We start from the raw sequence: 13,025 nt of genomic DNA, 5'->3' as shown, positions 1-13,025 counted from the left end.
ATGTTAGAAGTTATTGGCGTACGTTTTAAGAAAGCCGGTAAAATCTACTATTTCGATCCAGATTCTTACCCGGTCACTCCAGATAGCTATGTCATCGTGGAGACAGTGAGAGGGATAGAATTTGGAAAAGTAGTCATTACGGAAAAGCAAGTCGATGAAGAAGATGTAGTTTTACCATTAAAGAAAGTAATCCGAATCGCAAACGAGAAGGATAAGCGAACGGTTATAGAGAATCAGGATCAGGCGAAAAAAGCCTTTGACATATGTACAGATAAAATTACGCAGCATAAGCTGGATATGAATCTGGTTGATGTAGAATATACATTTGACCGCAATAAAATCATATTCTATTTTACAGCGGACGGAAGAGTGGACTTCAGAAATCTTGTAAAAGATCTTGCGTCGATGTTCAAGACACGTATTGAATTAAGGCAAATTGGAGTCAGAGATGAAGCGAAAATGCTGGGCGGAATTGGTCCATGCGGCCGTATGCTCTGCTGTTCCACTTTCTTAGGAGACTTTGAGCCGGTGTCTATTAAAATGGCAAAGGATCAAAATCTTTCTTTAAACCCGGCAAAAATATCCGGTTTATGCGGAAGGCTAATGTGCTGTTTGAAATATGAGAATGATGAATATGAAACAGCAAAAAGAGAGCTCCCGGATATTGGTGAAACGATGCCGACACCGCACGGAAAAGGAAAGGTTGTCGGGTTAAATATATTAGAAAAAATGGTTCAAATTGAGCTTTTAGATAAAGAACGTGTTGTGGAGTATACATTAGATGAATTAATCGAAGAAGGAATTGTAGCACAAGTCACAGAATAGAGGCAGGTGATCAATCTTGGGAAACAGAGAGATATTCGATCAAGTTTCCGATATGGAGAAGCAAATTGGTGAATTATATGAGCAGTTAGGTGATTTAAAAGGTAAACTTAGTGATTTGCTTGAAGAAAATCACCGGTTGGCCCATGAAAATCATCATTTGCGTAATCACCTAGACAGTTTTACAGAAGAATCTGTGGAAAAACAGCAGGAAAAAAGCGATTCTAAACAACAAAAAGGAATATTTCCGGGGGAAGGCTATGATAATTTAGCACGTCTTTATGAAGAAGGTTTCCATATTTGCAGTTTAGAGTTTGGCAGTCCGAGACGAAACGAAGATTGTATTTTTTGCTTGGACTTCTTTGATAAAACGAAACTTTAACCATGGGGAGTGGTGTTCTTCTCTCCATGATTATTAGCTTGAGTTAATCAGGAGATGAAGTGACCGTTTTTTCCCCAGGGATATTTAAATATTTCTTCTATAACCTAAAGGGGAAAATGACGGACACTCATGCTGTGATAAAATGAAATAGAGTACGGTAAGTATCGTATTGGATGGCTGTCTTCCTATGAAGGCAGCTATTTTTCTGATAAGCTGTCCAATGAGAACATAAGGATGTGGTGAACCAATGGTGGAGCTATATGATGATGAACGATTAGATTATTTATTAGCAGATGAAACGATGAAAATTATCCAAAGCCCGACAGCGTTTGCTTTTTCATTGGATGCGGTGTTGTTAGCTCATTTTAGTTCTATCCCTAAAAAACGAGGAAAAATTCTTGATTTGTGTACAGGAAATGGGGTCATTCCGTTATTGCTGTCTAAAAAGACAAATGCGGAAATTATTGGGGTGGAGATTCAAAAACGTATTTTTCAGATGGCGGAGAGAAATGTCGCTTTAAATGATTTGCAACCTCGATTACGAATGATTCATGGGGATTTAAAGGAAATGCAGTCGACCCTGGATCAAAGTGCTTTTGATATGGTCACCTGTAATCCGCCCTATTTTAAAACACCCTCTGCAACAGAGCATAATCATAATGCGTACCTTACGATTGCCAGGCATGAAGTGTATTGTACATTAGAGGATGTCGTCAAAGCTTGTAAAAGATATGTCCGGCCCGGGGGAAAAGTTGCCATGGTGCATCGTCCCGGACGCCTGGTAGATATTATAGAGCAATTTAGAAAGTACCGTATCGAGCCCAAACGTGTGCAATTTGTTTATCCGAAACAAGGAAAGGAAGCAAATATGCTCTTGATAGAAGGGATTCGTGACGGGAAAGCAGATGTGAAAATCCTGCCGCCATTCTATATTTATGAACAGGATGGTTCCTATACGAAGCAGGCAGAGGAAGTTATCTATGGCTGACGGAGAGCATTTGGTTTATATGTTACATTGTCAGGACGGAACGCTGTATACGGGGTATACAAATGATTTAGCGCATCGGATTCGTATGCATGAAGAGGGAAAAGGGGCAAAATATACTAGAGGAAGAGGGCCTTTTGAAATCATCTATACATGCGCATTTGAAAATAAGTCAGATGCCTTGCGCGAGGAATATCGAATAAAAAAATTAACCCGCCAGGAAAAGCTGGAAATGATTCAAGCTTATGAGAAAGGAATGTGCCATGAATGAATATCCAAAATAGTTATCAGCCGGAGGAGCATGCTGCATTATACGTTGTCCCGACACCTATTGGAAATTTGGAGGATATGACTTTTCGGGCGATTCGGGTATTAAAGGAATGCAAGTTGATTGCTGCGGAGGATACGAGGAATACAAAAAAGCTGCTTCATTATTTTGAGATTCACACCCCTCTCATCAGCTATCATGAGCATAATCATCAGGAAAGAGAAAAACAGCTTTTAGATACGATTCGTCAGGGAGAATCGGTTGCTGTTGTAAGCGACGCGGGGATGCCTGCGATTTCTGATCCTGGTTCAGAGCTGGTCCAAGCAGCTATTCAAGAAGGGCTGGATGTCATCGTGTTACCAGGAGCCAATGCGGCACTCGTAGCACTGGTCGGGTCTGGCCTAACAGCACAGCCTTTTACATTTTACGGTTTTCTTCCCAGAAAGAAAAAAGATAAAAAAGAAACACTGGAAAAATTAAAAAATTTTAATACAACTTTAATTTTTTATGAATCTCCTTACCGCATCAAAGATACCCTGCAGGAAATGGAAGGTATCCTAAATGACAGGAAAGCGGCCATAGGAAGAGAAATCTCTAAGAAATTTGAAGAATTTGTTAGAGGTACCATACAAGAACTTTTTTCATGGAGTAAGAAAAATGACATGCGAGGCGAGTTTGTTATTGTGGTAGAAGGTCCAACGGAAGCAGAATCAGCTTCATTTGAGCAGGAATCAAGCTGGTGGGAAGCGTTATCTGTGAAAGAACATGTAGAAGCGTTGATGGATAAAGAGCATCTATCCAGTAAAGAAGCCATTAAGCAGGCAGCCATCGAACGGAAAGTGCCGAAAAGGGAAGTTTATCAGAGCTACCATATTGATTAGCTTTGTTCCAGTTCGCTAGATAATAAAGGCAAAAAAAGGATGACCTACGTACATAGAGGAGGTCGTCCTTTTTTTGCCTTTTAAATTTATTTAAAACGGTTTTGAATTTCTTCCAGTAAAATTTTTGCACCCTCTGGGCTAAGGATGAGGTTGCCGTCAGCCAGGGTCTGATTATCATCTGTCAGCTCTCCAGTGATTTGACAGGTCATATTTGGGCGGTATTTTTTCAAGACAATACGATCATTGTCTACATATATTTCCATTGTATCTTTCTCTTTAATATCAAGGGTGCGGCGTAATTCAATAGGAATGACTACGCGACCAAGCTCATCAACCTTACGTACGATACCAGTAGATTTCATTCTTCATTCCTCCAATGTTAGATTTAATAAAATTTTCTGAATAAATAAGTATTACAATTTCAAATAATGAGATAAATTGCAAAAAATGTCGTTACTAGTCGGTACTGATAACATTAGAATAGCAACAATATTTGGTATTGTCAATACAATTTTACTGTAAAAGGAAAAGTTTTATTCCTTTTTCATAAATATTCAGGTTTTTATCCGTTTTTATTTATTTAAGAGGAAGAAAGTATCTCTTTTTTTGTAAAATTAATTTCTAAGAAGTTGGATAAAGAATGAGTGAATAGGTACACAATTTGGCAAATTACGTTATAATAGCTACAATAGATGTTGATATTTTATATGCGTCATGTGATACCATAAAAAATAGGGCGAAAGCTGAAATTCTAAAAGTTGATTTTGAATCTTTTTCGGATGAGATGGCAATGCTTGTTTCATAGCATGTATCTTTTTATAGATAAATGGGAAATCTTTCTGCCACTTGTACATCTCAGGACAAGATTTTTTAAATAGGAACAAATCTAGGAGGAATAAAACGGATGGGAAGCAAAAATACTTTTTACATTACAACGCCAATATATTATCCGAGCGGAAAATTACATATTGGCAGTGCATACACAACGATAGCTTGCGATACGATGGCGCGATATAAGCGCTTATTAGGGTTTGATGTGTTTTATTTAACAGGCAGTGATGAGCATGGACAAAAAATTGAGCAGAAGGCTGCTGAACAAAATATCTCTCCGCAAGAATATGTAGATGGCATGGCTGCTGGAATGCAGGATTTATGGAAGAAACTTGAAATCAGCAATGATAAATTTATTCGCACAACCGATGAACAGCATCAGAAGGTTGTAGCTGATATTTTTGAGCGTTTCTTAAAACAAGGAGATATCTACCTGGATGAATATGAGGGCTGGTATTCTGTGCCGGATGAAACGTTTTATACGGAAACACAGCTGGAAGATGTTGAAAGGGACGAGGATGGTAATGTTATCAGCGGGAAGTCACCGGACAGTGGTCACCCTGTTGAGCTGATTAAAGAGGAGTCCTATTTCTTCCGGATGAGTAAATATGCAGATCGCTTATTAAAATATTACGAGGAGCATCCAGATTTTATTCAGCCGGAGTCGCGTAAAAATGAAATGATTAATAACTTCATTAAACCAGGTTTAGAGGATTTAGCTGTATCCCGTACTACCTTCAGCTGGGGAGTCAAGGTACCAAGTAATCCAAAGCATGTGATTTATGTATGGATCGATGCATTGGCAAACTATATCACAGCATTAGGCTTTGGTACAAATGATGATGAAAACTTCCAAAAATATTGGCCGGCAGACGTGCATATGGTAGGGAAAGAAATTGTTCGTTTCCATACCATTTATTGGCCGATTATGCTGATGGCTTTAGACTTGCCGCTTCCGAAGAAAGTATTTGGCCACGGCTGGTTGTTGATGAAAGACGGAAAAATGTCGAAATCAAAAGGAAATGTGGTTTATCCGGAAATGCTTGTAGAGCGTTATGGTCTCGATGCTTTACGTTACTACTTAATGAGAGAAGTTGCTTTTGGCAGTGATGGCGTCTTTGCACCGGAAGATTTTGTTTCCAGAGTAAACTATGATTTAGCAAATGATTTAGGGAACTTATTGAACCGTACTGTAGCGATGATTAATAAATATTTTGACGGAAAAGTCCCTACAGTAAACGGCGTTATTAATAAAGAAGATGCTGATCTGCAGGAGCTGGCAGCATCTGTTATCCAGGATTATCAAGAATCGATGGAGCAGATGGAATTCAGTAATGCATTGAAAAAAGTATGGACGTTAATTTCCCGTGCGAATAAATATATTGATGAAACACAGCCGTGGATTCTTGCGAAGGATGAGGAAAAGCGTCCTGAATTGGCCAGTGTTATGGCACATCTGGCAGAAACATTACGTGTTGTTGCAACGCTGCTTCAGCCTTGTCTGACGCATGCACCGAAAAAAATCATCGAGCAGCTTGGTTTAGACGAAGCCAGCGGATTAGCCTGGGAGAATGTTACGTTTGGAAACTTCCCGGAAGGCACTACCGTTGTGAAAAAAGGGCAGCCTATCTTCCCTCGTTTAGATGTGGAAGAAGAAGTAGAATATATCCGTTCCCAAATGGGAGGAACTGCTGCAGTTGAAGAAGAAGAAACTTGGGACCCGAATGAAACAGAGCTTGTTTCTACCAAAGAAAAACAAATCAAATATGATGTATTTGATAAAGTAGAGCTGAAAGTTGCGGAAGTGAAAGACTGCAGTAAGGTCGAAGGTGCAGATAAACTATTGAAATTCCGCCTGGACGCTGGTGATGAAGCTGACAGACAAATTTTGTCGGGAATCGCCGAATATTACCCGGAACCGGAAAAATTGATTGGGAAAAAGGTTGTTATCGTAGCGAACCTTAAACCGCGTAAAATGCGTGGAGAAATCAGTCAGGGAATGATTCTTTCTGCCGAGAAGGACGGGAAATTAGAAATCGTTCCAGCACCGGAAAGCGCACCAAACGGATCGCCGATTTCTTAATTAATAATAGATGGAAGGGAGCTGTCATCGTGTTCATGTCAGCTCCTTCCTTTTCGATAGAAGAACAAAAAAGGATGATTAGAATGTTATTTGACACACATGTTCATTTAAACGCAAGGCAGTTTGCTGAAGATAGAGAAGAGACAATTCAGCGCGCAAAGGATGCAGGTGTGGAATATATGGTCGTGGTTGGTTTTGATCATGAAACAATTCCCCTGGCTATTGAAATCGCGGAAGCACATGAGAATATATATGCGGCAGTCGGCTGGCATCCTGTTGATGCAATTGATATGACAGAGAAAGAATTGGAATGGATTGAAGAATTAACAGAACATCCTAAAGTGGTCGCGATTGGCGAGATGGGCTTGGATTATCATTGGGATAAATCGCCGAAAGATGTACAGAAGAAGGTCTTTCGTCAGCAAATCGCACTTGCTAAAAAAGTAAAAATGCCAATTATTATTCATAACCGGGAAGCGACAGAAGATATTATTGCTATCCTGCAGGAAGAAAACGCTGCAGAGGTTGGCGGCATCATGCATTGTTACAATGATTCTGTCCAATATGTCCAGACATGTCTGGATATGAATTTTTATATTTCCTTAGGCGGTCCGGTAACCTTCAAGAATGCTCCGTTGCCGAAGGAAGTAGCAAAGCAGGTCCCTTTAGACCGTCTGCTGATTGAAACAGATGCCCCATTTCTAGCACCGCATCCATACCGTGGAAAAAGAAATGAGCCGGCATATGTAGTACGTGTAGCGGAAGATATTGCGGCATTACGTGACATGAATACAGCGGAAATTGGAAATATTACAACTGAAAATGCGAAACGATTTTTTAAAATTGATTAAATCTGTCGTATTATGGAATAAAGTGGAGGAAATCGATTGAAGATAAAAGAAATGATTGTAGTAGAAGGACGGGACGACACAACACGAATCAGACTTGCTGTGGATGCAGATACGATTGAAACAAATGGTTCTGCAGTGAACAAAGCAACGCTCGATAAAATTCGTCATGCAAAAGAAAAGCGCGGAGTGATTGTGTTTACAGATCCGGATTATCCGGGCGAGCGGATCAGGCACTTAATTAATCAGGCAATCCCCGGCTGCAAGCACGCTTTTTTACGAAGAGATCAGGCAAAGGCAAAGCATTCCATGAATAAAAGCTTAGGTATTGAACATGCCTCTGTGGAGGATATTCAAAAAGCACTTGCGGATGTTTATGAACTAGCGGATTTTTCGGATAGCGATATTAACAAAGCAGACCTGATTGATTATGGATTAATTGGAGGTAAGAAGGCGGCCGGACGGAGAAAACGTCTGGGAGAGCTTTTGCATATTGGACATACCAATGGAAAGCAGCTGTTAAAACGCCTTACCCAATTCCAAATTCCCAAGAAACAATTGGAGGAAGCGATGGAAGTTATAGAGCAGGAGGAGCAGGATGTCTAAAAAATTTATTGCAACACCGACGAGAACAAAAGAACTGCTGAACAAATATGGTTTTGCATTTAAAAAGAGCTTAGGACAAAATTTCCTGATTGATGTGAATGTATTGGAAAATATTATCCATCAAGCGGGGATAACAAAGGAAACAGGAGCTATTGAAATTGGACCTGGAATGGGTGCTTTAACGGAGCAATTAGCTATTCATGCAGACAAGGTTGTTGCATTTGAGATTGACCAGCGCCTGCTCCCGATTTTAGAAGAGACGTTAGCCGATTACGATAATGTAGAAATTATTCATCATGATATTTTAAAGGCGAATGTAGAAGAAGTGATTCAGACACATTTCGAGGAAGGTCAGGATATTCATGTCGTTGCTAATCTTCCTTACTATATTACGACACCAATTTTGATGAAGCTTGTACGTGATCAGCTTCCGGTTACCAGCCTGACTGTGATGATCCAAAAAGAAGTAGCGGATAGAATGGCTGCTGTCCCAAATACCAAAAGCTATGGCTCGCTTAGCATTGCCGTACAATACTATACGGAAGCCAGTGTCGTTTTAAATGTGCCGAAGCAGGTGTTTATGCCGCAGCCTAATGTCGATTCCAGTGTGTTAAAGCTTGTGATGCGCAAAGAACCGCCTGTTCAAGTAGATAATGTAGATTTCTTTTTTGAATTGATTCAAGCAAGCTTTGCTCAAAGAAGAAAAACCCTCCGTAATAACTTAAACCGGTTTTTGCAGGATAAATTTGCAAAACAGCAAATAGAAACCTTCCTTGAAAACGCAGCAATAGATGGAGGAAGACGCGGTGAAACTTTAACCATGGAGGAATTTGCATCCTTGGCAAATGTAATCCATAAAGAGCTTCCAAAAAGCTGATCAGAAGATATAATCTTTTGATCAGTTTTTTTTAAGAATAAGAAAGGATAAAAAATGCTGAATATAGCCGCTCCAACGGGTTTCATGGGGTGAGTAACCGCAACCCCAGAAATACACTCCGCTTTCCGTGGGCCCCGAGCTCATCTCCTTTAAAGAAGACTTGCTGATTGGCAAGCCGTCAGGCGCAGACAGAAGCATAGTCGCACTTATGCCCCGCGGGTAGAAAAAAAGAAGAACCCTTTTTTCCTGCGGGGTCTTCCCCCTGGGACTGCGATTACTCGTCCCACCGAAAACCATTGCGATTACTCGCCCCATCAAAACCGTCGCTAGAATTTGCGTTATTTCCTTGTAAAAAAGCAAATAAAACATAATTCCACTTAGATGGGAGCGGATGTTGTCGACTCCTGCGGGAAAAGCAACAGGTAGACCTGAACAGGAAGCGGTTTTCTTACCGTGCGGCTGAACGTTGCCCGCGGAAAGCGACTTTCCGTAGCGGACATCTCTTTGGCAAGAACACCGAAGTTTTAAAGCTCAAGCGGTGTTCTTGTTTTTTCTTATGATTGGAACAGAGCTGTGCTTTTATTCATACAATGAGAAAGAGTAAAAGGTGAGAGGTGCAGCGATGGATATACAGAAGGGTGCGTTAGTTACAAGGAAATCATATGATCATGATTTATTATTCCGTGTGGCAGAAATAAAAAAGGGAGTTGCTATCCTTCACGGGGAAGAATTGAGGTTAAAGGCAGATGCAGCTTTATCTGATTTAACACTAGTAAACCAAAGGGAGCATAAAAAAAGAAAAGCAGTAGACAGAGAAAAACAAGAATCCTCCTATCGGTTATTTCGTCAGGACTATCAAATGATGAAAGAAAAAAGAAATTATGAGGCAACAGAAGGCTATACGGATGCTGCAAATTATTTTCAGTTACCGGCAAAAGTCCTTCATATTGATGGAGATCCGTCCTATTTAAGAAAGTGTATCCAATTATATCAGCGTATTGGGCTGCAAGTGCATGGTGTTCACTTAACGGAGACAGAGATGCCTTTTCAAATAAAAGATCTGCTTGAGAAAATCCAGCCGGATATTATGGTTATTACGGGTCACGATGCTTATTCACATAATAAGGGGATGAAGCATGATTTAAGTGCCTACCGACATTCTAAATATTTTGTAGAGGCTGTGCGGGAAGCGAGGAGCGTTTATCCGAATCTGGATCAGCTCGTTATTTTTGCAGGAGCATGCCAATCGCATTTTGAGTCATTGATTCGTGCGGGATCCAATTTTGCCAGCTCGCCATCCAGAGTCAATATTCATGCCCTGGATCCAGTCTATATTGTCGCGAAGGTAGCGTACACGTCATTTATGGAAAGTGTATCGGTGTGGGAAGCACTCCGTAATACGTTAACGGGAGAAAAAGGGTTAGGAGGAATACAAACAAGAGGATTATTACGAACAGGCATGCCTTACTTAGCGAATGAGGACGAAGGTGAATGATAATATCAAAAGCTGCTTAGAAAAGACAGTTATGGGAATATGAGGTATGCTTTTGTTCCTCCTTCTTTCCAATGAATTGGAACCTGTAATTAGACCATTCAGATTAGTTATTTTTTTGTAATTTTTATAAAATCAGCCTATTATGCATTTTTTTGTGACAATTTATGTATAAAAATAGCATCATGACAAATAATATCAGAAATAGACAAAATAAATAGTTGACAACCTAAAACATATGCTGATATAATTGTTTGTTTTGCTTGACATTTCATCGGCATATATGCTAAAATAAATGTATGTGAGGTGGAGTGTAGTGGGCAAAACGTTGATCGAAATCAAGCAAGGTCTAGATGGTCAGGTAGGTAAACGGTTAAAGCTCAGAGCGAATGGCGGAAGACGGAAAACCGTTGAAAGATGCGGTGTTCTAGCGGAGACATATCCCTCTGTTTTCATTGTTGAGCTTGACCAGGACGAGAATGCATTCGAACGGGTTTCATACAGCTATACAGACATATTGACAGAAACGGTGGAGCTGAATTTTGTGGAAGGAAGTTCAGCGGTATTTTTTAAACAGTAGACAAGCATATTGTCTGCTGTTTTTTATATTGGGTAAAAAGAACAGAAAATGGTTTTCTTGGTTAATTCTTTTGTGATTGAATGGAGGAAAAGTACATAAGCTATAATTGCCTGTCGATAAAATAAAACTTCATTCGTAAAGGGGAGCTTTTATATGGGTAGACGAGGGATTATGTCCACACAGATGAAAGAAGAAATAGCGAAAGAATTAGGATTTTACGATACGGTACAGCAGGAAGGCTGGGGAGGAATAAAAGCTCGCGATGCCGGTAATATGGTGAAACGGGCGATAGAAATGGCAGAAGAAAGTATGAAAAAGAGCGAGTCCTGACCGGGCTTGCTTTTTTTGTTTTAACGCAATTCTGTTCCTGGCTTCAGGAGACTGAAAAGCTTAATCAAGATCTTTTTTCGGCTGCCCTTGAAACCCTTTCTTAAACTAAATTAGCCTACGTGTTTTGATTATGATACAATAAAACATATTTTTATGGACGTAGCTATAGTTTCAAATAGGTGAACGAATTTCCAACGCTTTGAGGATGTGATTGAAGATGCTTGTCATGGAGAAGGCGCCTGCTAAGATAAATTTATCATTAGATGTGCTAAATAAGCGGGAGGATGGCTATCATGATGTTGAAATGGTCATGACAACAATAGACTTAGCAGATCGTTTAGAATTACGGGAATTACCTGCAGATAAAATTCAATTATCTTTGGAAAGCCGTTATGTTCCCAGCGATGAACGGAATTTAGCATATCAAGCAGCAATTTTATTTAAAAAAACATACAATATCAAAAAAGGTGTTCACATCCAAATTGATAAATCGATTCCTGTTTCTGCTGGATTGGCGGGCGGAAGTGCTGATGCTGCAGCAGTTTTACGGGGATTGAACCGATTATGGGGACTGAATATCCCGTTAGCTGAATTAGCTGATTTAGGATCGCAATTAGGGGCGGATATTGCTTTTTGCGTTCACAGTAAAACAGCGATAGCAAAAGGTTACGGCGAGTGCATTGAACTGTTGCCTGCACCGCCTACTTGCTGGGTTGTTCTTGCCAGACCGGATATTGGTGTATCCTCCTATACTGTATTTGATCAAATTAAAATTCCGGAGTTACAGCACCCAAATACTAAGCAGGTACTGGCAGCTTTGGAGGAAAGAGACTTTTCAAAGCTGTGCAATCATCTGGGAAATGCATTGGAGCCAATTACTTTTTCCATGCATCCGGAAGTTGCACGGCTGAAGGAAGCGATGCAGCTGGCAGGAGCAGAAGGTGTGATGATGAGCGGGAGCGGGCCGACCGTGTTTGGCTTAATGAAGCATCACCGGAAGGCACTGCGGATTTATAACAGTATGCGGGGCTTTTGCAAGGACGTTCAATTAATCCGAATGTTAGGATAGGCATTGCTAAAATGCATATGAAAATGCTATATTATATTAAGAACATTCGGATTTGAGGTGTGAGTTTGAAAAGAAGTAATCGATTGGTTGTGTTAACAGAGTACTTTTTAGAAAACCCGAGGAAACATATTCAATTGCCTTACTTTGTCGAGCTTTGTGATACAACGAAGTCATCGATAAGTGAGGATTTAGATATTATACATGAAGTTTTTCAAATAAAAGGATTGGGGTATCTGGAGAGAACGACCGGAGCTGGCGGCGGTGTGAAATATATTGCTACCAGCTCGGCAGAATCAAGCAGAGAGTTTATTTCCACGCTTCAGAAAAAGTTAGAAGATCCTGCCCGTATTCTTCCAGGAGGGTATCTGTATATGAGCGATATCCTTGGTGACCCTTCCATGGTCCGGGAAATTGGCCGTGTCTTTGCTTCCTGCTTTGCCCATTTAGAGATTGATGCAATTGTCACTGTTGCAACAAAGGGGATTCCTTTGGCGTATGCAACAGCATCCTTTTTAAATGTGCCGGTTGTTATTGCGCGCAGAGACCCCAAAGTAACAGAAGGATCCTCTGTAAGTATCAATTATGTTTCTGGATCGTCCCGGAAAATTCAAACGATGGTGCTGCCAAAGCGCAGTCTGCCTGATGGCTCAAACGTATGTATCATCGATGATTTTATGAAAGCAGGGGGAACGATTACAGGGATAAAAAGCCTCTTGGAGGAATTCTCTGCAACGGTACAGGCTGTTGGAGTACTGGCAGAAGCAGATGATGAGGAAGATGAAAGAGTGATTACCGATTATACGTCCCTCTTGAAAATATCTCCTGTCGACATACAGAATCATCATGTGTCTGTACTGCCGGGGAATTATCAAATGGAATAAACCGTATCCAAGCATACGATACAGATCTTAATCTATTTACAGATTAAGGTCTTTTTTTATACATTTGATTGATTAAAAAGATGAAATTTC

Annotated in this window: 15 protein-coding genes; 14 read left to right on the top strand and 1 reads right to left on the bottom strand. The window is 40.3% G+C overall.

What is annotated here, in order from left to right; all coding sequences use genetic code 11:
* The 5 genes from ACZSMY_RS18260 to rsmI all read left to right on the top strand — a co-directional run bounded on the left by ACZSMY_RS18260 (position 1) and on the right by rsmI (position 3,338).
* Entirely contained in the window at positions 1 to 825 is an 825-nt protein-coding gene (locus ACZSMY_RS18260; protein WP_042528587.1) for a PSP1 domain-containing protein, read from the top strand.
* Between the two features lie 16 nt (positions 826 to 841).
* On the top strand, positions 842 to 1,204 hold the full coding sequence (gene yabA / locus ACZSMY_RS18255) for a DNA replication initiation control protein YabA (protein WP_042528586.1): 363 nt from the start codon (positions 842 to 844) through the stop codon (positions 1,202 to 1,204).
* Positions 1,205 to 1,451: 247 nt separating this feature from the next.
* Positions 1,452 to 2,192 carry a tRNA1(Val) (adenine(37)-N6)-methyltransferase gene (locus tag ACZSMY_RS18250; RefSeq protein WP_193063799.1) on the top strand — a complete coding sequence of 247 codons (741 nt, stop codon included), beginning with the start codon at positions 1,452 to 1,454 and terminating at the stop codon, positions 2,190 to 2,192.
* Positions 2,185 to 2,460, top strand: a complete 276-nt coding sequence (locus tag ACZSMY_RS18245) for a GIY-YIG nuclease family protein (protein WP_042528584.1) — start codon at positions 2,185 to 2,187, stop codon at positions 2,458 to 2,460. Before ACZSMY_RS18250 ends, ACZSMY_RS18245 begins: the two co-directional genes overlap by 8 nt.
* On the top strand, positions 2,457 to 3,338 hold the full coding sequence (rsmI, locus tag ACZSMY_RS18240) for a 16S rRNA (cytidine(1402)-2'-O)-methyltransferase (RefSeq protein ID WP_042528583.1): 882 nt from the start codon (positions 2,457 to 2,459) through the stop codon (positions 3,336 to 3,338). Before ACZSMY_RS18245 ends, rsmI begins: the two co-directional genes overlap by 4 nt.
* A gap of 86 nt (positions 3,339 to 3,424) precedes the next feature.
* Here the strand turns inward: rsmI and ACZSMY_RS18235 are convergent, their stop codons facing one another.
* Positions 3,425 to 3,700 carry an AbrB/MazE/SpoVT family DNA-binding domain-containing protein gene (locus ACZSMY_RS18235; RefSeq protein WP_040977653.1) on the bottom strand — a complete coding sequence of 92 codons (276 nt, stop codon included), beginning with the start codon at positions 3,698 to 3,700 and terminating at the stop codon, positions 3,425 to 3,427.
* A gap of 542 nt (positions 3,701 to 4,242) precedes the next feature.
* On the opposite strand from ACZSMY_RS18235, the gene metG reads away from it, so the two are divergent.
* The 9 genes from metG to purR all read left to right on the top strand — a co-directional run bounded on the left by metG (position 4,243) and on the right by purR (position 12,935).
* Entirely contained in the window at positions 4,243 to 6,252 is a 2,010-nt protein-coding gene (gene metG / locus ACZSMY_RS18230) for a methionine--tRNA ligase (RefSeq protein ID WP_212929463.1), read from the top strand.
* An 83-nt stretch (positions 6,253 to 6,335) separates the two neighbouring features.
* Positions 6,336 to 7,103: a TatD family hydrolase gene (locus tag ACZSMY_RS18225; RefSeq protein WP_368901758.1), complete on the top strand. Its 768-nt coding sequence runs from the start codon at positions 6,336 to 6,338 to the stop codon at positions 7,101 to 7,103.
* A 36-nt stretch (positions 7,104 to 7,139) separates the two neighbouring features.
* The gene (gene rnmV / locus ACZSMY_RS18220; protein WP_193063803.1) at positions 7,140 to 7,706 is read left to right on the top strand and encodes a ribonuclease M5; all 567 of its coding nucleotides are present in this window, start codon (positions 7,140 to 7,142) and stop codon (positions 7,704 to 7,706) included.
* Positions 7,699 to 8,583 carry a 16S rRNA (adenine(1518)-N(6)/adenine(1519)-N(6))-dimethyltransferase RsmA gene (gene rsmA, locus ACZSMY_RS18215; RefSeq protein ID WP_212929461.1) on the top strand — a complete coding sequence of 295 codons (885 nt, stop codon included), beginning with the start codon at positions 7,699 to 7,701 and terminating at the stop codon, positions 8,581 to 8,583. Before rnmV ends, rsmA begins: the two co-directional genes overlap by 8 nt.
* 622 nt (positions 8,584 to 9,205) lie before the next feature.
* Positions 9,206 to 10,078 (top strand): sporulation peptidase YabG, encoded by an 873-nt coding sequence (yabG, locus tag ACZSMY_RS18210; RefSeq protein ID WP_193065203.1) that lies wholly within the window; start codon positions 9,206 to 9,208, stop codon positions 10,076 to 10,078.
* 313 nt (positions 10,079 to 10,391) lie between these two features.
* Positions 10,392 to 10,655, top strand: a complete 264-nt coding sequence (veg, locus tag ACZSMY_RS18205; protein WP_212929459.1) for a biofilm formation stimulator Veg — start codon at positions 10,392 to 10,394, stop codon at positions 10,653 to 10,655.
* Positions 10,656 to 10,808: 153 nt separating this feature from the next.
* Complete coding sequence (locus ACZSMY_RS18200) at positions 10,809 to 10,985, top strand: small, acid-soluble spore protein, alpha/beta type (RefSeq protein ID WP_040977646.1); 177 nt, start codon at positions 10,809 to 10,811, stop codon at positions 10,983 to 10,985.
* 217 nt (positions 10,986 to 11,202) lie between these two features.
* A complete protein-coding gene (ispE, locus tag ACZSMY_RS18195; RefSeq protein ID WP_042528576.1) occupies positions 11,203 to 12,054 on the top strand; it encodes a 4-(cytidine 5'-diphospho)-2-C-methyl-D-erythritol kinase in 852 nt (283 codons plus the stop codon).
* 65 nt (positions 12,055 to 12,119) lie between these two features.
* On the top strand, positions 12,120 to 12,935 hold the full coding sequence (gene purR, locus ACZSMY_RS18190) for a pur operon repressor (RefSeq protein ID WP_193065205.1): 816 nt from the start codon (positions 12,120 to 12,122) through the stop codon (positions 12,933 to 12,935).
* Positions 12,936 to 13,025: the final 90 nt, after the last annotated feature.

It is taken from the genome of Oceanobacillus sp. B139/18 (assembly GCF_055524595.1).
Note: the sequence above shows the minus strand (reverse complement) of the source record. Positions and strands in the feature narration are given on the sequence as shown.

Bases quoted from the DNA above. Each gene is read 5' to 3' on its own strand.
- ACZSMY_RS18260 (WP_042528587.1), top strand. From the start codon at position 1: ATGTTAGAAGTTATTGGCGTACGTTTTAAGAAAGCCGGTAAAATCTAC.
- ACZSMY_RS18250 (WP_193063799.1), top strand. From the start codon at position 1,452: ATGGTGGAGCTATATGATGATGAACGATTAGATTATTTATTAGCAGAT.
- ACZSMY_RS18245 (WP_042528584.1), top strand. From the start codon at position 2,185: ATGGCTGACGGAGAGCATTTGGTTTATATGTTACATTGTCAGGACGGA.
- rsmI (WP_042528583.1), top strand. From the start codon at position 2,457: ATGAATATCCAAAATAGTTATCAGCCGGAGGAGCATGCTGCATTATAC.
- ACZSMY_RS18235 (WP_040977653.1), bottom strand. From the start codon at position 3,700: ATGAAATCTACTGGTATCGTACGTAAGGTTGATGAGCTTGGTCGCGTA.
- metG (WP_212929463.1), top strand. From the start codon at position 4,243: ATGGGAAGCAAAAATACTTTTTACATTACAACGCCAATATATTATCCG.
- ACZSMY_RS18225 (WP_368901758.1), top strand. From the start codon at position 6,336: ATGTTATTTGACACACATGTTCATTTAAACGCAAGGCAGTTTGCTGAA.
- rsmA (WP_212929461.1), top strand. From the start codon at position 7,699: ATGTCTAAAAAATTTATTGCAACACCGACGAGAACAAAAGAACTGCTG.
- yabG (WP_193065203.1), top strand. From the start codon at position 9,206: ATGGATATACAGAAGGGTGCGTTAGTTACAAGGAAATCATATGATCAT.
- ACZSMY_RS18200 (WP_040977646.1), top strand. From the start codon at position 10,809: ATGGGTAGACGAGGGATTATGTCCACACAGATGAAAGAAGAAATAGCG.
- ispE (WP_042528576.1), top strand. From the start codon at position 11,203: ATGCTTGTCATGGAGAAGGCGCCTGCTAAGATAAATTTATCATTAGAT.